The sequence below is a fragment of the Bacillus salacetis genome, from assembly GCF_003581585.1.
Classification (GTDB): Bacteria; Bacillota; Bacilli; order Bacillales; family Bacillaceae_B; genus Rossellomorea; species Rossellomorea salacetis.
Genome location: NZ_QXIR01000007.1, coordinates 77,447 through 95,328 on the forward strand (window position 1 = coordinate 77,447; position 17,882 = coordinate 95,328).

Genomic DNA, 17,882 nt, shown 5'->3' on the forward strand with positions numbered 1-17,882 from the left:
ATTCAGGAATTATCAGCCGGAAGATTCATTCTTGAAGAGGTACAAGTTCCCTCCCAATTTGCATCTGAAGCTGTGTAAATACAATGTAATACCTGCAAGTGTATTTTGGCAGGTGGCACAGTATGAAACAGGTGAATACAGGCAATTTCCCCTTGCTTATGCTGGTGAAAAAATTTGTTAAGGACTCATAAATAATTACACGACCCAGCATATCACCAGGCCGTGCTCTCATCTCATTGAATCCAACTTAGTGTATGTCCCCGTTTTTGTCTACGTAAATGGACTTTATAATCGTTCTTTCAAATTTATTCCCTGCTTTTGTAGTGCCCTTAACATCGAGAGTAAGGGTATAAACGCCTTCTTCTTTGAAAGTGAACGGTACTTTTCCTTGTTTGGTCATCAATATGGATGGCTGCGGCTTCTGCTTGCCGTCTTTGTTGATATTCACGTTCACGTGGAAATCTTTAACTTTGTTCCCTTTGTTTTTCAACTCAAGGGTTTTGTTTTCGAGTACAATTTCGTCGTTTAGTTCAGAATGGAATCCTGCTGTCATCAAGTATGCAGCTTTATCCTTTTTCGCAATTAATGTCCATTTTCCAGCTTCCGGACTTTCAATCTGGAAGCTGTGATGATGTCCACCTTTAAATATCCCCTCATCAGTGGATTGGGTAAAGTTGTTGAATACAGTGCCTGATGGACTGATTAGCTGGATATCTTTCATTACTTTGTCACTCAGCAAGTCCACGTCAAGCTTTGCTGCATTCTCTTCTACTTGGAAGGACTCTCTGCCTTCTTTAATGAATTCCCCGCCGCGGTGCAGGGCAGTGACGGCGGCTTGCTCCGGTTTAACAGAAGCGGCTGCCTCGTGTGTTGCCATACTGGAAAATGGCTGTGCGTATGTTGTTAAGTATGGACGGAAATACGGGAAGGTTCCGGCTTCCCGGACCGTAGTGTGGTTCCAGTTGATGACGCGCACCTCACGGCTGTATGGGAGGCGGGAGTTTGCTACTGTAACAGCACCATCATTGGAACCGTAGGAGCTTAAATATAATCCTCCCCAATAAAGGGAAGAGCCAAAGCTTCCCCAGCTTGAACCGGCTAATGTATACACAGGATTTTTTGTTCGGTTGCTGTTGGAGTCGATCTGTGTGCGGTAGTTATTCATGTAGCCTGTCTGGAGAGAGTATGTCGCCTCGTTTTTGCTTCCTAATATTGCTGCCAGCCACCCAGCCCAGCCGCTGTAGGCAAGATCGGCAAGCTGAGAGCCGTAATGAGGGGTTGATAGAGTGATAAGGTTTGAGACGTATGGATAGGCACCATTGACCAATGCATTTTGAGCATCGATCCCCCCTTTACTATGGGCGACAATGACGATCTTTTTCTTTCCGAAATAGTTATAAATATCACGGATCCGGTTGCTGATGATGTCGCCGTTTTCCCGCATATCCTTATCCGGATGAACATCTATGAAAGCAGTTTCGTAGCCATTATCATAAGCAGTCTGATACATATTATTATCTTCCCACCAGGTTTTGGAGGAGCTGTTGATTCCGTGGACAAAGACAAGCACCGGTTTAGCAGGATCCACATACCCTGGGGTATCGCCTGCATACCATTGGCCCGGCACACCGCCCGGATCATCTTTGCCTCCAATTTTCCCTGCATGGGCACTGACTGGAAGAATTAAAAACAGCAGCAGCAAAATCAATCCCAACCTTTTCATTTTCCCACTCCATTTCTTCAGAAATAGGGGAAGTTCTCCCCATTTATCCTATCGGAAAAGGGGCAGGGTTAAGAAGCATTTTTTGGAAAATGAGCAGATGGACATGGGACATCTGCCAAAGAATGAGCTAATCATCCTATAAGCAGGGAAAAGCCGGCCTGAGAGAGGGCCGGCTGTGAGAGAATTATTTAGCTTCATAAGGATCAATCGTTTGGATGGTACCGTCGTCATTGTAAGTGAGTTCGGTGAATTTTACCGAGCGTTTATGATCGACACCGCCTGATAACGAGCAGTCATGATAGAACAAATACCACTTGTCTTTGAATTCGACAATGGAATGATGCGTAGTCCAGCCGCTTACCGGATTCAAAATCGTCCCTTTGAATGTGAATGGCCCCTGGGGATCATCGCTTACGGCATAGACGATCTTATGGGTGGTGCCGGTTGAATATGATAGATAATACAAGCCATTATACTTATGGACCCAAGGACCTTCAAAGTATCTTCTGTCTTCATCACCGGCCTTAATTGGATTTCCGTCTTCGTCCACAATGGAAATTTCGATTGGCTCACTTTTGAAAGTGAGCATATCATCACTTAGTTCTGCTGCTCTTGGCCCGATGGCAGGTGAATCTGAATCCGGTCCTTCGGTAACATCCGGCAGGAAAGTGCCTGTCTGCCATTTCTCTAACTGCCCTCCCCACAGACCTCCGAAATAAACATAAGCCTTCTCGTCTTCGACTAATACAGCAGGGTCAATGCTGTAACTGCCGGGTATGTAATCCTCTTCCGGTGTGAAGGGGCCGGCAGGGCTGGAGCTGGTTGCGACACCGATCCTGAAGATGCCGTCTTTATCTCTTGCCGGGAAGTACAGATAATAGGTATTGTTTTTATACGCTGCATCTGGTGCCCAGAGCTGTTTGCTTGCCCACGGGATATCTTTCAAGTGCAGCACCTCTCCGTGGTCCACGCATGGTGCATCTTCATCTTCCATAGATAAAACATGATAATCTTCCATGGCGTATTGGTCGCCATTATCGTTGGAAGGTCCGTTATGGTCAAGGTCATGAGAAGGATAGATATAAAGCTTTCCTTCAAAGACATGTGCAGAAGGATCAGCCGTGAAAATATGAGTGACTAAAGGTTGATTTTGTTTAGTGCTTGTTCCCATTATACTCTCCCCTTTTTCAAAAAAGTTAACCGCTTACAAAAGTAGTATATCCCAGTCTCCAGACTTTGTATATCGAAAAAACTAAGTTGGTTCTGAAATCCAATAATAATGGGATTTTTAATAATAATAAGAGAATTGAAACTTTTTTATAATTTAAACGTAATTAAACGCAAGGACTTTTTTGAATATTCGTTATAATTTAAGTGAGGCATCCGGATATGAACTTTTTGTTAAAAGTCGTTGCATATCAATCATAGACTTGTAGGAGACTGATAAAAATCAAGGGGGAAACAGAGTTGGAAAACGTGATAACAGTAGAGAATCTATCTAAAAGCTTCGGCTCCGTAAAGGCAGTGAAGAACATGTCTTTTTCGGTGCGGAGAGGTGAAATCTTCGGGATTATCGGTCCGAATGGTGCAGGTAAAACGACTACACTTGAAATGCTGGAAGGAATCAGCAAACCGACAGGCGGTACGGTAGAAGTCTTGGGACTGGTGCCCAGCCAGCAGTTGCGGGAATTAAATAAACGGATCGGTGTCCAATTTCAGGCCACTTCCATTCAGAGGAAGATGAAGGTGAAAGAGGCACTGGACCTTTTTGCATCTTTCTATAATGAGTCCACAAAGAAAGAATATTTGATAGAAAGATTGGATCTGGATGAAAAATTGAATGTTCATTTTGAAGATTTGTCAGGGGGGTGGAAGCAAAGAGTGACTCTTGCCCTTGCTACTCTTCACAGTCCTGAAATTGTGTTTCTTGATGAACCGAGTATGGGGCTGGACCCGCACGCAAGAAGAGAAATGTGGTCTATGATCAGAATGTTGAGGGACGAAGGATGCACGATCGTGGTAACGACCCATTATATGGAGGAAGCGGAAAAGCTCTGTGATCGTGTGGCAATGATCTACAGCGGGGAATTAAAGGCCCTTGATACGCCGGCTGAGCTGCTTAATAATCCTGCCGGTCACTTTATCGCCTTTGAAAGTGAGAGAGTTGAACTTGGTTTTGTAGAATCGCTTCCGGAAGTCGTAAGAGTGGAAAAAGATGAAAAGCTGTTTAAGGTATTCAGCGAAAATCAGCAGGAAACAGCATATCACCTTTTTACATATTGCCATAACAATGATATCCCGCTATCCGATTTCAGATTTGAAAAAGGTTCCCTCGATGATTTATTTGTTCATTATTTAGAAAAGGAGACTGTATGATGACAGCGATCACTAAGCTTGCGACAATAGAGACGAAAATATTCTTCCGCGACCGTCTCAGTGTGTTTTGGACTTTTCTTTTCCCGGTGGCCATGATCTGGTTGTTTGGTTCCATGTTTGTCGGCCAGGAAATGAACTCTCAATTGTTTGCCGAAATGTTTGTTCCTGCCTGGATCGGCGTCAATATCGTCACCACCTCGTTTTTCACTTTGGGAACAGTGTTGACAGGGTATCGTGAAACAGGTGTGCTTCGCCGTTATCAGTCAACACCCCTGCAGCCGTGGAAGATACTGGCTGCCCATACTTTTCAAGGGACTGTCATTTTTGCCATTTCAGCTGTCCTGCTGATGGTATTTGGGATGCTCATGTATGATTTGACATTACCAGCTTATATCGGCAGTACATTAATAGCATTATTAGTGAGTATCCTTGCGTTTTTCCCATTTGCACTGTTCATGACTTCGCTTGCTAAAAATACACAGAGTGCGGCAGCCATCAGTTCTTTGTTCTTGAACTTGATGCTGTTTTTATCAGGTGCGACCTTCCCGCTGGAAATGATGCCGACCATCCTGCAGTATGTCGCAAAGATTCTGCCTTTGTACTATGTCATTCAAATGCTGCGGGGAACATGGAGCGAGGCGCCGATTACGGAGTACGGCCTTGAAGTGGGCATCCTTCTGGGGATTGGCATTATTTCCACAATATTGGCTTCGCGGTTTTTTCGCTGGAGTGATAAATAACATCCAAGCCAAAAACAAAAGGCGGTTCCATTCAGGATACACATGTGCGGTTTGTATCCTTGATGGACTGCTTTTTTGATTTTGTAACACATTTTATAGATCCTCAATTTAAGGGAGGAAAGGTGCACATTGTTTCATTGGGACTATCAGTTTCCTCGACAACTAAGCAGCCTGTTTCAGTCTTTAATGTCATCAATAAAAGGCTATTCTCATTATGCTTCCATCGGCTCGGTCACTGTGTCGCCGATGCCTTATCTTAGTCTCCGCATTATAATGGATCAGGGCCAAAACAATTTCCAATTCCCTTCAGAAATAACCTCGACATCTCCCTCAACCACCTTGATGGCGGTTTGGTCATCAATCGCATAGGCAGGTCCCTGAATCCCGTTTGCCCATTTTTCTGCGGCAGCCATAGTGTTATGCGGCAGCATTTCATGATCCAGGTGGGGAAAGATTGAAAAATCGACCAATCCCAATGTATCATCGCTGCCGGAGGGCGGGGTCCAGCCAACAAAAAATTCACCGATCGCGGGAGTCATTACCATGCTTCCTGCGCTCATCCCAACATAGACTGCCTTCAACGATGGCAAAAGGCCAGCCAGCCCGGATTGCTGCATCCAATGAGACAGGTAGAGAGCGTCCCCCCCTGCTGCCAACAGGACGTCTGTATCCTGAACCAAGGGCACCCAACGGTCTTTGCTGATGCTTGGCAGCGCTGTAAGTTCCAGCACCCCGACTGACTTCCAGCCAAGACTCACCATTGGATTCCCGGGGTTTCCGGTGATGAACTCCCATGCTTTGACGCCGGGGCCGACCCAGGGGTGGCCATACATTGCGGTAGGGATGCATAGAGCCGTGGATTCGGCGATCGGCTTGTCCAGCATGTCAACCAGCGCCCCGTGTATACTCTTGTTATTGATGCCGCCAGATGTAAGCAGTAATTTCATATCTGCAACTCCTTTGTAATTATCTGCTGTTGTCCTTCTCTATCTAAAAAACTTACTCCTGCATTTGATGACGATAACTGGTCAACCGTCTGTTTTGATATCACCGCATTCTTTTAAAACCTTTTTAAATCAAGGCTGTTTTCGCATATATTGTTGCTTTCGGAAAAATCCCAGGTACCGGATTTTTCCCTTGTATACAAAGGGTTTACTCTCGAAAAAGAACGAGCAGCTCTTTTCTTTCCTGCTGACAGGGGTTTTTACGACGATTTACCAGGATATTAATTGAAATTTATATTGAATAGCAACAAAGTTTACGAAAAGAGCCTAAATCAATATGAAATTCTACAAAAAGGGACGTTACTCCTTCTTGGATTGTTGGATTATCGGCTTAGGAATTACAATGTATAGTAGACATGAAACCATTTGGTGTTATAATATAATAAAAGAAACCAAAGGGTGTTATATAATTTGCACTAAAAAAGGAGAGAGTTAATGAACAAAGTACAGGATATCCATCAAACAGCAGTATTCAAAGCGCCAATAGAAAAAGTATGGGAAACGGTTTCGACATCTGAGGGGATTTCATCATGGTTTATGCCGAATGACTTTGTACCTGAAGCCGGTCATGAGTTCCATATTCAATCTCCTTTCGGGCCTTCGCCTTGTAAAGTGCTGGAAGTGGAAAAACCAAATAAGATTTCTTTTTCCTGGGATACAGATGGGTGGATCGTCACCTTTCTTTTAGAAGCGAAAGGTGACGAAACTGAATTCACACTGATCCACAGCGGCTGGAAGGAAGCGGATACTCTGCTTCCGAAAGCCCGGGAAAAAAGTTCAATTGTTCGTGAAAGGATGAACGGCGGCTGGGCTGGAATTGTCCAGGATAACCTGAGAAAGGTGCTGGAGGAGTAGATGGGGGCAGCAAAGCATGATGTTTTCCAAGCGGTCGCTGAACCGACCCGGCGTGAAATCCTGAGATTGCTTGCCAACGAGAATTTATCGATCGCCGAAATCACTTCTCATTTTTCGGTAACCAGGACCGCCATCGCCAAACACTTACAAGTTCTTTCCGATGCGGAACTGGTGAGTTCAGAGAAAGCCGGAAGGGAAAAGGTGTATCATCTGCATCCTGAACCACTTGGGGAAATAAAAGAATGGCTAGCCTATTATGAACAGTTCTGGTCCAACAAAATGGCCATACTGAAGCATGTGGTGGAAAATGGTGATGTGAAAAAACCTAATGAGTAAAAAGAAGAAGTCCAGGATCTCAGGCCCTGGACTTCTTTAATCTAGGCTCTTTTCGGAAACTTTGGCTGCTATTCACTATAAATTTCAAATAAAGTCCTGGTAAATCGCCGTGAAAACCCCTGTGAGCAGGAAAGAAAAGAGCTGCTCATTTTTTTCGATAGTAAAACCTTTGAATCCGGCACCTGGGATTTTTCCGAAAGCAACAATATATGCGAAAACAGCCTTGATCTATAACTATAAACGAAACAAATCGCTGGACAGATATCTTTCACCTGTATCACAAGCTATGCAGACGACGACATCATCCGGGGACAGCTTTTTCGCTACCTGGATGGCTGCAAAGCAGGCTGCTCCTGAAGATGGACCGACCAGGATCCCTTCTTCGCTTGCCATGCGGCGGGTAATATTGTAAGCGTCCTGATCCTCAATTTTATGGATTTCATCATAGACATCCTGGTTCAGGATTTCAGGAATGAACCCCGGGCTTGTACCAACCAATTTATGTTTTCCTGGCTGTCCTCCGGATAAGACAGGTGATCCCGCAGGTTCGACAACATGGACCTCGATGTCCTGGTAATGTTCTTTCAATACTTCTCCAGTTCCCGTAATCGTTCCTCCAGTGCCGGCAGTAGCAACAAATGCAGACAGCGGTTTACCCAGTTCATCCATCGCTTCGATGATTTCTACAGCCGTGGTCATGCGATGCGCGTTCGGATTCGATTCATTTTCAAACTGCATCGGCATGAAGCTGTTTTCAATTTCAGCTGTCAGCTCTTTTGCTTTTTGGATCGCACCCGGCATTTTTTCGTCACCAGGGGTAAGGACTACTTCAGCTCCATAGGCTTTCAGCAGGTTGATTCTTTCCTGCGTCATGGTATCAGGCATGACAAGGATCGCGCGGTAACCCCGTGCGGCTGCATTCATTGCAAGGCCTATGCCTGTATTGCCGCTGGTCGGTTCAATGATAGTGGAACCTTTCTTCAGCAGCCCGGCGTTTTCTGCTTCGATGATCATCTGGAAAGCAGCACGGTCTTTTACACTTTTACTTGGATTGTAGAATTCAAGCTTTACATATATATCCGCTCCGCCTTCCGGGTTCAGGCGGTTCAGTTTGACAAGGGGAGTATCTCCGATTAAGTCAGCTATATTTTGAACAACTTTCATGTTATTACGCCCTTTCGTTTAATGTCATTCAGGTTGTCGGAACTGATGTTGCAACACAACACAAATCCACTATTTCATATTATTATGTTACTAATTCTAACAAATCTTATCAAATAAATAAGTTTTACTTATCAGCTTTTGGTCAAAATTCTACTATGGAGTGGACTTTATGAAGCACATTCGAGAAGTTTATTTCCTTTGATCATGTTATCCAATTTGAAGAAACAAGCCTAAAGGATAGTAAAGGTGTCCATAATTAAGGTGTATGTCAGGATTGGCCGGCCGATTTTGATATCTGCGGCAGGCCAGGTCTGATAAAATAAGAATAATGAAATGACTGGAAGGTGTGTAGAATGAAACAACACCACTATTTTTATGCGGTACCGCTGCCAGTCAAGGTGAAGGCACAAATGGCGGAATGGGCATCAGAAATAAAAATGGCGCTGCCGTTCCATCGCTGGGTCCATCCTCAGGATGTACATATCACTTTGGCGTTTTTGGGCGGTACTGAAGAAGACAGACTGAAAAGAAGCATCGAAAAAATTCAAAGGGCTGCAGAAGGGATATCACCGTTCTCGTTGGAGACGGGAAAGCTTGGTGTCTTTGGAAACCCTATCTCACCCAGAGTTCTTTGGGCTGATGTAGGTACTTCTTCTTCATTATCTGCCTTAAGGGAGAATGTATACTCTGTATGTCAGCAGGAAGGGTACCAACTGGACCAAAGGCCATACAACCCGCATATCACCATTGCAAGGAAATGGAAAGGCGAAGACAGGTTCAGCACCAGCATGCTCGAGGCGTATTTCTTATCAAGGCCCTTGGTCTGCCAGGTCGAAGAGTTTGTCCTGTACCGCACACATCTCGACCGCACACCTAAGTATGAAGTTGTTGAGAAGTTCATATTGAACGCGCTTAACTGAATTTATCCGTAAGAAACAGTGAACACAAACATATAATGCAAGAGGGGAAATTATTTATGGCGCAACTAATAAAGCTGCAGGATTATATTTCGAGGTACGAATTGGATACGTATCGTTATCCTTCCCAATTTGTCCGGTTAAAAAAGCAGCAGTGGGAAAAGTGGAAGGAAAGCTGGGAACAAGGGGAACTCCTCATTCACGAGGAAGAGACCGGCGAGATGGAGGAAGCAGAGAAGAAGAGCCTGATTTCAAAGGTAGGCAGTCTATTTAAACGGCGTGAAACAAATGAGGAAGATGAACAGGTAGAAATGTACCTGCCTCCCCCGGAAGAAGATTCGGAGATGGATTTTGAGATAACGGAGTTTCCATCATCTATTGACGAGTTGAAGCACCTTTTCCTTGATCAATTGTTTAACTTTCAGCTGCGGTGGGCAAGTTCAACCTTAACTGAAAAGTCATATGTAGATAAAAGTTATACGTCGGATGAGAGGCTGATGTATTTTCTGAAAAGGTTTCCGGATAATATCTTCCTATTGTACTATCCGATATTCAAGTTTAAAAATGCGCCAATGGAAATGGATGTCATACTTCTGACACCGACTGAAATCTGGTGCCTGACCTTTCTGGAAGAGGGAGATGGAGCAGCATATATCGGATCCCGGGATAGGTTCTGGGTGAAGAAATGGGGAGACAAGGATACTAAAGTATTGAATCCCATGATAGCGCTTAATCGGATGGAATCAGTCATCTACTCAATCATGAAGCATGCAGAGGTGGATCTGCCGATAAAGAAAGGCATTATCAGCCGCGACGGATATGTGGACTATCAAGCGGCGCCTCATAATGTCCATTCTATTGACAAAAGATCGCATGGACAATGGTTTGAAAAAATGCGGGCATCACATTCTCCAATTAAGAATGTCCAATTGAAATTGGCGAAAGGTTTACTTGATTTCTGTCAGAGCACATCCTTTAAAAGGTCGGGCTGGCAGGCCGATTACAGCCCCGCTGCACCGCAAGATGAGGACCGGGGATCATGAGGACCATCTACATTGTCAACATCAATGCAAGGAACAGCTATTCCATAAAGGTTTGGAAGAAGTTACAGAAACAGTTGAAGTCCCAGGTAAATGACGTGTACTTCACCTCTTCTGCTGAAAAGGTGAAAGGCATAGTCGATTCTGCAGTCAATCAATCTCCGGAACAAAAGCTTTTTGTTGTCGGAGTAGGCGGAGATGGAACCATAAGCGGTATTATCAATCAATGCATCGGGTATGAAAATGTAACGGTCGGCTGCTTTCCTGCAGGGAGCGGTAATGATTTCGCAAAAGGATACCTATGGCCGGTAAAGGTCGAGCAAGGTGCAGGTGTCATTCGTTCAGTTCAACAGGGACAGCTTAAGGAAAAGCATCATGATACAGGCTGCTTTGTCCTGAACGGATTATTCAGAGGGCACTTTGTAAATAGCATGGGAGCAGGATTCGATGCGAAGATCACTGATAGGGCTGGCAGATCATCTATCAAAAAATGGTTGAATAAACTGTCGCTGGGTAAACTGATTTATGCTGTTCTGGTTCTTTCCGAAGCTTTTACGTATAAACCATCCGTTATCGAAGCAGTCATCGATGGTGAAAAGAAATGCTTTCCCCGTACCTGGTTCATGACGGTTTCGAACCAGCAATATTATGGGGGAGGGATGAGGATCTCCCCGTCGGCTGATTCTTCTGACGGCGTCCTGGATTTGACAATTGTCCATGGTTTGTCCAGATTCAAGCTCCTCGTTGTTTTTCTCTCAGTGTTTTCTGGCAGGCATACTTTGTTTAAAGAAGTTGAAACTTATAGAGTGAAAGATGTTGTCATTACATCAGAAATGCCTGTCCCTGTGCAGGCTGACGGAGATTACATAGGGGTGTTGGAGTATGGCAAAGTTCTTAATATCGAGGTTCAGCATCACAACTGGAAGACAGCGGATTTGAGCTGAATTTTCAATGGGGGGTGTTTCTATGCTGGTCATTCAAAGAAATTTCTTTGCCTATTTGGATGAAATGAAAACGATAACTATCCTGCTTCCCCATTCTTACCATGAAGGATGTTCTTCTGTCTTTTACCTTAGAGATAAAGACCATGACAAAAAGCCTCTTGCTATTGGAGAAACCTATCCCCTCCAAGATCAAAACAAGTATATTTGTTCCTTGGACATGGATCTCCACCTTGACCGGACGTATTACATTGAAGATGAACATGGAAATGAAACGGACCTGCAGATCGGTGCTGTCATTCGGACGGCTGAATTTGACGAACTGTACTATTATGACGGCTCTGATTTAGGGGTGACTCTTGAAGGCGGGAGAACCGCATTTAAATTGTGGGCTCCAACAGCCATAAAGGTAAAAGTGAAACTTATCAGCCCTCATGGAGAAACCGAAGAGCAATATGACATGAACAGGGGTGATAAGGGTGTATGGTCCCTCAAGCTGCCTGATAATAAAGAGGGTTTTTTTTACACCTACCTGACCTGCATCAATTTGAACTGGGAGGAAGCGGTAGATCCCTATGCCAAGTCCGTTTCGCTCAATAGCGAATGGGGAGCCATTGTCGATCTTGATAAAACGGCGGAGCTGGAATCCATGCCCTCCCTCGCATCCAAGACAGACAGCATCATCTATGAGCTTCATGTCCGGGATTTTTCCGTGAGTGAAGAAAGCGGGATGGAACATAAAGGTGGTTATTTGGCATTCTCAGAGAAAGGGACCAAAACGACCCAGGGGTTCAGTACCGGCAGCGATTATCTGAATGATCTGGGCATCACCCATGTGGAACTCCTTCCGGTCAATGACTTTGACGGGGTATCTGACCAAAGAGATGACGGAAGGTATAACTGGGGATACAATCCCTTAAACTTCAATTCTCCAGAAGGCAGTTACTCCAGCCGGCCAGAAGACCCTTACAGCAGGATAAATGAGCTCAAGGCGGTGATCAGGTCCCTTCATGACCGCGGTATCCGCGTCATCCTGGATGTTGTCTATAATCATGTCTATATTAAAGAAAGTTCTTCCTTTGAAAAAATAGTCCCAGGGTATTATTTCCGTCATGACGCGAACGGCATGCCGGCCAATGGCACAGGGGTCGGGAACGATATTGCTTCTGAAAGGAAGATGGCCCGAAAGTTCATCATCGATTCCGTCCTTTTTTGGCTGAAAGAGTACAAAGTAGACGGATTCCGTTTTGACCTGATGGGCATCCTCGATGTGGAAACCATGAACGGGGCTCAACAAGCAATTGAAAGGATCCTGCCCAATGCATTAATCATAGGGGAAGGATGGGAGCTGAACACACCATTGCCTGAGGGAATGAAGGCCAACCTGCGCAATGCCGCAAAGATGCCTGGAATCGGGCAGTTCAACGACTCTTTCCGAGATGGAATCAAAGGGAGTACCTTTAATTTATATGACCGCGGGTTTGCTCTCGGCCACAGCGGCCTCGAACAAAAAGCCGCCGAAGTCCTTACAGGGAGTATCGGTTTAACGGGCGGGCAGGGGGTGTTTTCAAGTCCCTCGCAATCAGTCAATTATGTTGAATCCCACGATAATCATACGCTGTGGGATAAAGTTTCCGCGTGCTGCACGCATGAATCGGAAAGGGAAAAGCGCCATATCCTTGCTTCTACGATGGTGCTCCTCTCCCAGGGCATCGTGTTCCTCCATGCCGGCCAGGAATTTTTCCGGACAAAACAGGGGGTTGAGAACAGCTACCGTTCTCCTGATAATATCAACCAGCAGGATTGGGGGAGGAGGACAGTATATCGGGACAGGGTCGAATATATCAAAGGGCTGATTGCAATCAGGAAAGCGCACGGAGCTTTCAGGTTCAGCAGCAGTGATTTAATAAAGAAACATATACATGCTGATTACAGCAGTCCCGGTTTAGTGACGCTTCATTTCCAGAATGTAAAAGCATATGGTCCCTGGAATGAGTTGTTTTTATTGTTTCAGGCAAATGAAGAGACTATATCGGTGCCGCTGCCCTCAGGAGAAATGCCATGGACACTCATTTCAGATGGGGAAAAAGCAGGACTGGGGACACTGGCCGTCATAAGGGAGAGCAGATTGACTGCTGCGCCAGGCAGCTGCTTTGTGTGCTGCCGGTAGGTTGCAATAAGACTTGACGAAACCGGTCAGAAGGCGGTACTATTGAAGAGGATGGCTATTGAACTTTTTGCCCAATAGCTGTCTTTTTTATTTTAAAGATAACTTTTTTTATGGCTCTTTTCGTGAACTTTGTTGCTATTCAATATAAATTTCAACTAATATCCTGGTATATCGTCGTAAAAACCCCGGTGAGAAGGAAAGAAAAGAGCTGCTCGTTCTTTTTCGAGAGTAAAACCTTTGTATACAGGGGAAAAATCCGGCACCAGGGATTTTCCGAAAGCAACAATATATTCGAAAACAGCCTTTTATATAAATGAAGCGAACCAATAGAAGGTGAAATTATTGGAACACTTATTTGATCAAGATTGGGAAATCGTACCGGCGGGAGGAGCGACCGGAGAGGCCTTTTTTGCCCAATATCAGGAGCAAAAGCTTTTCCTTAAACGAAACTCTTCTCCTTTTTTGGCTGTTCTATCAGCTGAGGGGATTGTCCCGAAACTTGTCTGGACTAAAAGAATAGAGAGCGGCGATGTGATTACAGCACAGCATTGGCTGAATGGGAGGGAACTGGATCCCGATGAGATGGAGGAAGAAAGGGCTGCCAGGCTTTTGAAGAAAATCCACTCTTCCAGGCCGCTGCTGACAATGCTGGAGAGGCTGGGAAAAGAACGTTTTCAGCCGGAGCATATGCTGGCGGAACTGGAGACGGGACTGGACTTTGAACTGCTTGCCCATCCTAAGGTAAGAGAAGCTTTGCACTTCCTGCAAACTGACCTGCCCAACATCTCGCATGACGAATACGTTGTCTGCCATGGTGATGTCAATCATAACAACTGGCTGTTGTCTGATAACAACCAGTTGTATTTAATTGATTGGGACGGGGCAATGATTGCCGACCCGGCAATTGACATCGGCCTTCTTTTGTATTGGTATATTCCTGAAGATAACTGGGAAACATGGCTGTCACAATACGGTGTACCTTTAACGGACAACCTCAAACTAAGGATGAAATGGTACGTAGTTTCACAAACCCTTCTTTCCATTCAATGGCATAAGGGGAAAGCACGCTTCCATGAAATGAATCATTGGCTGGAGTACCTTCATTCAATTGTTTAGGCTTTCATAGTAAACCCACGCTCTCCCTCATTGGAAGTGAATGGTTCCAGGGTATTTCTGAAAGCAGCCGTCGTTTAAGAAAGGGTATCCATATCCTGAACCCATTGAGACAGGTTCTCTTTTTGTGAGTTGATGTGATGATCCAGGTTGGGTGAATTGATTCCATTTTGGCTGTAGTTGTAAATTTCCTGAAGGATGGGTTTCACGCCATCACCAATCTGGGAATTGACCATAAGTGATTTGACCAGCCGTTCCAATTGTTCACATTCTGCTACTGAACCACAGCAATCATCGTAGTGATTTGTTAATATGTCCTTCAGCAGATTCATTTGATCTTGATGTCCGAGTGGCATAACAACACCCTTTCCGGTTTGTTTGACTATAGAAAAGAATCCATACTTAGTTTGTGGATTCTTTTTTTGTTTATTCATGGTTGTTGTGGTTTGGCTGCTGTTCAATTGACTTCTTGAAGCATGACAGCAGGAGTTGGAAGGTATTGTTGAAGGCTGTTTTCGTATATATTGCTTCTTTCGGAAAAATCCCAGGTGCCGGATTTTCCCCCTGTATACAAAGGGATTTACTCTCGAAAAGGACGATCAGCTCTTTTCTTTCCTTCTCACAGGGGGTTTTTACGACGAAATATCAGGATATTATTTGAAATTTATTTTAGACACTAAGTTTACAAAAAGAGCATTGTTGAAAGTTTACCGGGAGGATGGGGATTTTAATGTTGGATGCGAAGAGAAAGCAGATACTTTCGCGAAAGTCTTTTCTTATTCGTGTACCAGGGACCTTTCTCAGATCACTTTCAGCAAAATTACCCATTGAAAATGATCAGCTTGAAGAGGATTAAGGCAAATCAAAAGGGGGAATGTCTATAATAAAGCCCTCGCAATGGAGAAGATCAAAAAACCGGTCGAGAAGGAGATATACATACATAATCCAGACTCAAAAAAACCGCGTCGGGCAACCCGAAGCGGCTCTGGAATATTCTTATATAGAAACAGAACGCTGTGTCAGTTTCTCGAAAGGATACACGAACAGGCTGTACCCAACGAACATAACACCCATTCCTGCTATTACAGAAACCTCAGCAGCCATATTCAGTAATTTCATCATTTATTAAACAACCCCTTATGTTTGTTTTCCATGTCGAATCAACAATGTACATTCATAACTTTACCAGAATGGTAGGCGATTCTAAACGTTCATAACTCTGCTTTGAATGGGCCTATCGAGGTTAATCCTGTGTGTAAGCGCATACAGTCTGTGGACTTATATAAATACACGGATATACTCGGGAATACTTCAGATTATAAAAATAAAGCGGAAATCCGTTTGATTCCGACATCGCTTGCAGAGAAAGGGATGTCATGGTATTGTTTTGTCGATAAGAAAATAAAATTCAACTGCTTTCCTTAAAAGATAAAAGAGGTGTCTGTATGCGTTTGAGAAATAAACCCTGGGCGAGCGAAAAACTTAATGAATATCCCCAATATGTTATTGCCCGGCCTGAAGATCATAAAGGTAATTGGAAAGAAGTGTTTGGCAATCTGAACCCGCTTCATATCGAAGTGGGAACCGGCAAAGGACAGTTTGTGACGGAAATGGCAAAAGCTAATCCCGACACCAACTATATCGGCATCGAGCTTTATGAAAGTGTCATTGTCTCTGCTTTGGACAGAATTATTGAAGCGGATATCCCAAATGTTAAATTGATGAATGTCGATGCAAAGGACCTGAAGGAGTATTTTCAGAAAGATGATGTGGATAGGGTTTATCTGAACTTCTCCGATCCATGGCCGAAAAACCGACACGAAAAAAGGCGTCTTACGTATAAAACGTTTTTGAAGCTGTATGAGGATATCCTGGTCGACGAAGGTGAAATCCACTTTAAGACGGATAACCAAGGGTTGTTCGAATACTCGCTGCAAAGCTTTTCACATTACGGCCTTCTCTTGAACTATGTCAGCCTGGACCTTCATAACAGTGATTTTGAAGGGAACATCATGACGGAGTATGAAGAGAAATTTTCCTCAAAAGGCCAGAGGATATACCGCAGTGAAGTGCAGTATCCCCAAAAATAACCTGGAACAGCCCGTTAACGGGTTGTTCTTTTTTATTTAGCCGATGAACAAGTGATCAATAACACTTAAATCTTTCAACTTTCATTTGAAAGGAATTTTCTGATAATATTAAAAGGTAGAAAGGGGAGAGAAAATATGGAATCATTAGAGCTTCAAGACATCACCTTTAAGTGGCTTAATGGAGGTGTAACCAGGATGGATGGCGGTGCGATGTTCGGAGTTGTGCCCAAGCCGTTGTGGTCCAGGAAATATGAGGTTAACGAGAAGAACCAGATTGAATTGAGAACCGATCCGATTTACTTTCAGCTCGATGGCAAAAACGTTCTCATCGAATCGGGAATCGGAAGCGGGAAACTTACAGATAAACAAAAAAGGAACTATGGGGTAACAGAGGAATCTTCCATTGGGGACTCTTTGAATTCGCTAGGATTGACTCCGGAGGATATCGACATCATCTTGATGACACATATGCATTTCGACCACGCATGCGGGTTATCCAAATATGAAGGTGATCACCTCGTATCAGTTTTTCCGAACGCGGAGATTTATACGTCCCGGACGGAATGGGATGAGATGAGGAATCCCAATATGCGCTCCAAGAATACATACTGGAAAGAAAATTGGGAGTGCATTACTCATCAGGTAAAGCCGTTTACGGATGAAGTGGAAGTCCTTCCTGGAGTGAAGATGATTCACACGGGAGGCCACAGTGAAGGGCATTCCATCATCACAATAGAAAGGGGCGGCAGCAAGTTCATCCATATGGCCGACCTTATGCCGACCCATGCACATAAAAATCCGCTCTGGGTACTGGCTTATGATGATTATCCTATGACATCGATTCATGCAAAAGAAAAGTGGATCCAAAAAGCGGTTGATGAAGGATACTGGTTCTTATTCTATCACGATGCAGTGTACCGAGCGTTGAAATGGAATGGCAAGGGAGAGGTCGAGGAATCCATCAAGAGGGAAAAATAATGAAAAAAATGAAAGGCTGCCATCAGCCTTTCATTTTTTTTAAGAGATCTTTTGAATGTTCAATACTGTTCCGTTTGTGGAGTCGGCAACAAATTCATACTGCTGAAGTTCTCCGTCCTGGCGGCGGGAAATTCCGCCTCTGTATACCTTTGTTTTGACTGGATATACTTCATAGCTTTCCGGGACCATACCGATCCAGGATCCGTCAATCGGACCTTCTTTTTTAAATGAATTCTTCACTGCATGCAATACTTTTTCTGGAGAATGCAATGTTTTTGTATCAAGCGTTTCCTTCAGTAAGTATCCTCCGGCAATCCCGACACCTGCGCCGAGTAAAAACGATTTCCAATTCATCACTTTTCCTCCTCGAGCAATATTCTGATTTTATTATACTAAAATTTCCCGGAAGATACAGTTATTAAGCGTTCACTCGTT

18 protein-coding genes are annotated in these 17,882 nt (G+C 44.2%); 11 read left to right on the plus strand and 7 right to left on the minus strand.

Going from position 1 to position 17,882, the window contains the following annotated elements; translation table 11 throughout:
- Positions 1-247 precede the first annotated feature (247 nt).
- Together D3H55_RS07295 and D3H55_RS07300 are read right to left on the minus strand one after the other, a co-directional pair.
- A complete protein-coding gene (locus tag D3H55_RS07295) occupies positions 248-1,723 on the minus strand; it encodes an esterase/lipase family protein (RefSeq protein WP_119546242.1) in 1,476 nt (491 codons plus the stop codon).
- 184 nt (positions 1,724-1,907) lie between these two features.
- Positions 1,908-2,894 carry a glycoside hydrolase family 43 protein gene (locus tag D3H55_RS07300; RefSeq protein ID WP_119546243.1) on the minus strand — a complete coding sequence of 329 codons (987 nt, stop codon included), beginning with the start codon at positions 2,892-2,894 and terminating at the stop codon, positions 1,908-1,910.
- A gap of 296 nt (positions 2,895-3,190) precedes the next feature.
- Between D3H55_RS07300 and D3H55_RS07305 the strand changes: the two genes are divergently transcribed.
- Positions 3,191-4,099 (plus strand): ABC transporter ATP-binding protein, encoded by a 909-nt coding sequence (locus tag D3H55_RS07305; RefSeq protein ID WP_119546244.1) that lies wholly within the window; start codon positions 3,191-3,193, stop codon positions 4,097-4,099.
- Positions 4,099-4,839, plus strand: a complete 741-nt coding sequence (locus D3H55_RS07310) for an ABC transporter permease (RefSeq protein ID WP_119546245.1) — start codon at positions 4,099-4,101, stop codon at positions 4,837-4,839. The genes D3H55_RS07305 and D3H55_RS07310 overlap by 1 nt, the downstream gene beginning before the upstream one ends.
- Positions 4,840-5,117: 278 nt before the next feature.
- On the opposite strand, the gene D3H55_RS07315 is transcribed toward D3H55_RS07310, so the two are convergent.
- Complete coding sequence (locus tag D3H55_RS07315) at positions 5,118-5,786, minus strand: Type 1 glutamine amidotransferase-like domain-containing protein (RefSeq protein ID WP_119546246.1); 669 nt, start codon at positions 5,784-5,786, stop codon at positions 5,118-5,120.
- A gap of 492 nt (positions 5,787-6,278) precedes the next feature.
- Here D3H55_RS07315 and D3H55_RS07320 point away from each other — a divergent pair, with 492 nt between their 5' ends.
- Positions 6,279-6,698 carry an SRPBCC family protein gene (locus D3H55_RS07320; RefSeq protein ID WP_119546247.1) on the plus strand — a complete coding sequence of 140 codons (420 nt, stop codon included), beginning with the start codon at positions 6,279-6,281 and terminating at the stop codon, positions 6,696-6,698.
- On the plus strand, positions 6,699-7,034 hold the full coding sequence (locus D3H55_RS07325) for an ArsR/SmtB family transcription factor (RefSeq protein ID WP_119546248.1): 336 nt from the start codon (positions 6,699-6,701) through the stop codon (positions 7,032-7,034).
- A gap of 234 nt (positions 7,035-7,268) precedes the next feature.
- On the opposite strand, the gene cysK is transcribed toward D3H55_RS07325, so the two are convergent.
- Positions 7,269-8,198 carry a cysteine synthase A gene (gene cysK / locus D3H55_RS07330; protein ID WP_119546249.1) on the minus strand — a complete coding sequence of 310 codons (930 nt, stop codon included), beginning with the start codon at positions 8,196-8,198 and terminating at the stop codon, positions 7,269-7,271.
- Positions 8,199-8,551: 353 nt separating this feature from the next.
- On the opposite strand from cysK, the gene thpR reads away from it, so the two are divergent.
- The 5 genes from thpR (at position 8,552) to D3H55_RS07360 (ending at position 14,382) form a co-directional block, all read left to right on the plus strand.
- Entirely contained in the window at positions 8,552-9,118 is a 567-nt protein-coding gene (gene thpR / locus D3H55_RS07335) for an RNA 2',3'-cyclic phosphodiesterase (protein WP_119546250.1), read from the plus strand.
- 56 nt (positions 9,119-9,174) lie between these two features.
- Positions 9,175-10,158, plus strand: coding sequence for an NERD domain-containing protein (locus tag D3H55_RS07340; RefSeq protein ID WP_119546251.1), 984 nt, complete (start codon positions 9,175-9,177; stop codon positions 10,156-10,158).
- Positions 10,155-11,099: a diacylglycerol/lipid kinase family protein gene (locus tag D3H55_RS07345; protein ID WP_119546252.1), complete on the plus strand. Its 945-nt coding sequence runs from the start codon at positions 10,155-10,157 to the stop codon at positions 11,097-11,099. Before D3H55_RS07340 ends, D3H55_RS07345 begins: the two co-directional genes overlap by 4 nt.
- Before the next feature lie 22 nt (positions 11,100-11,121).
- Positions 11,122-13,266 (plus strand): type I pullulanase, encoded by a 2,145-nt coding sequence (pulA, locus tag D3H55_RS07350; RefSeq protein ID WP_168412987.1) that lies wholly within the window; start codon positions 11,122-11,124, stop codon positions 13,264-13,266.
- A 342-nt stretch (positions 13,267-13,608) separates the two neighbouring features.
- Positions 13,609-14,382: a phosphotransferase family protein gene (locus D3H55_RS07360; RefSeq protein WP_119546255.1), complete on the plus strand. Its 774-nt coding sequence runs from the start codon at positions 13,609-13,611 to the stop codon at positions 14,380-14,382.
- A gap of 74 nt (positions 14,383-14,456) precedes the next feature.
- Here the strand turns inward: D3H55_RS07360 and D3H55_RS07365 are convergent, their stop codons facing one another.
- Complete coding sequence (locus D3H55_RS07365) at positions 14,457-14,735, minus strand: YtzH-like family protein (RefSeq protein WP_119546302.1); 279 nt, start codon at positions 14,733-14,735, stop codon at positions 14,457-14,459.
- Between the two features lie 640 nt (positions 14,736-15,375).
- On the minus strand, positions 15,376-15,501 hold the full coding sequence (locus tag D3H55_RS25180) for a hypothetical protein (RefSeq protein WP_276310212.1): 126 nt from the start codon (positions 15,499-15,501) through the stop codon (positions 15,376-15,378).
- A 323-nt stretch (positions 15,502-15,824) separates the two neighbouring features.
- Here D3H55_RS25180 and trmB point away from each other — a divergent pair, with 323 nt between their 5' ends.
- Positions 15,825-16,469, plus strand: coding sequence for a tRNA (guanosine(46)-N7)-methyltransferase TrmB (gene trmB / locus D3H55_RS07370; protein ID WP_119546256.1), 645 nt, complete (start codon positions 15,825-15,827; stop codon positions 16,467-16,469).
- A gap of 135 nt (positions 16,470-16,604) precedes the next feature.
- The gene (locus tag D3H55_RS07375; RefSeq protein ID WP_119546257.1) at positions 16,605-17,447 is read left to right on the plus strand and encodes a YtnP family quorum-quenching lactonase; all 843 of its coding nucleotides are present in this window, start codon (positions 16,605-16,607) and stop codon (positions 17,445-17,447) included.
- 39 nt (positions 17,448-17,486) lie between these two features.
- Here the strand turns inward: D3H55_RS07375 and D3H55_RS07380 are convergent, their stop codons facing one another.
- Positions 17,487-17,801, minus strand: coding sequence for a hypothetical protein (locus tag D3H55_RS07380; protein WP_119546258.1), 315 nt, complete (start codon positions 17,799-17,801; stop codon positions 17,487-17,489).
- Positions 17,802-17,882 lie beyond the last annotated feature (81 nt).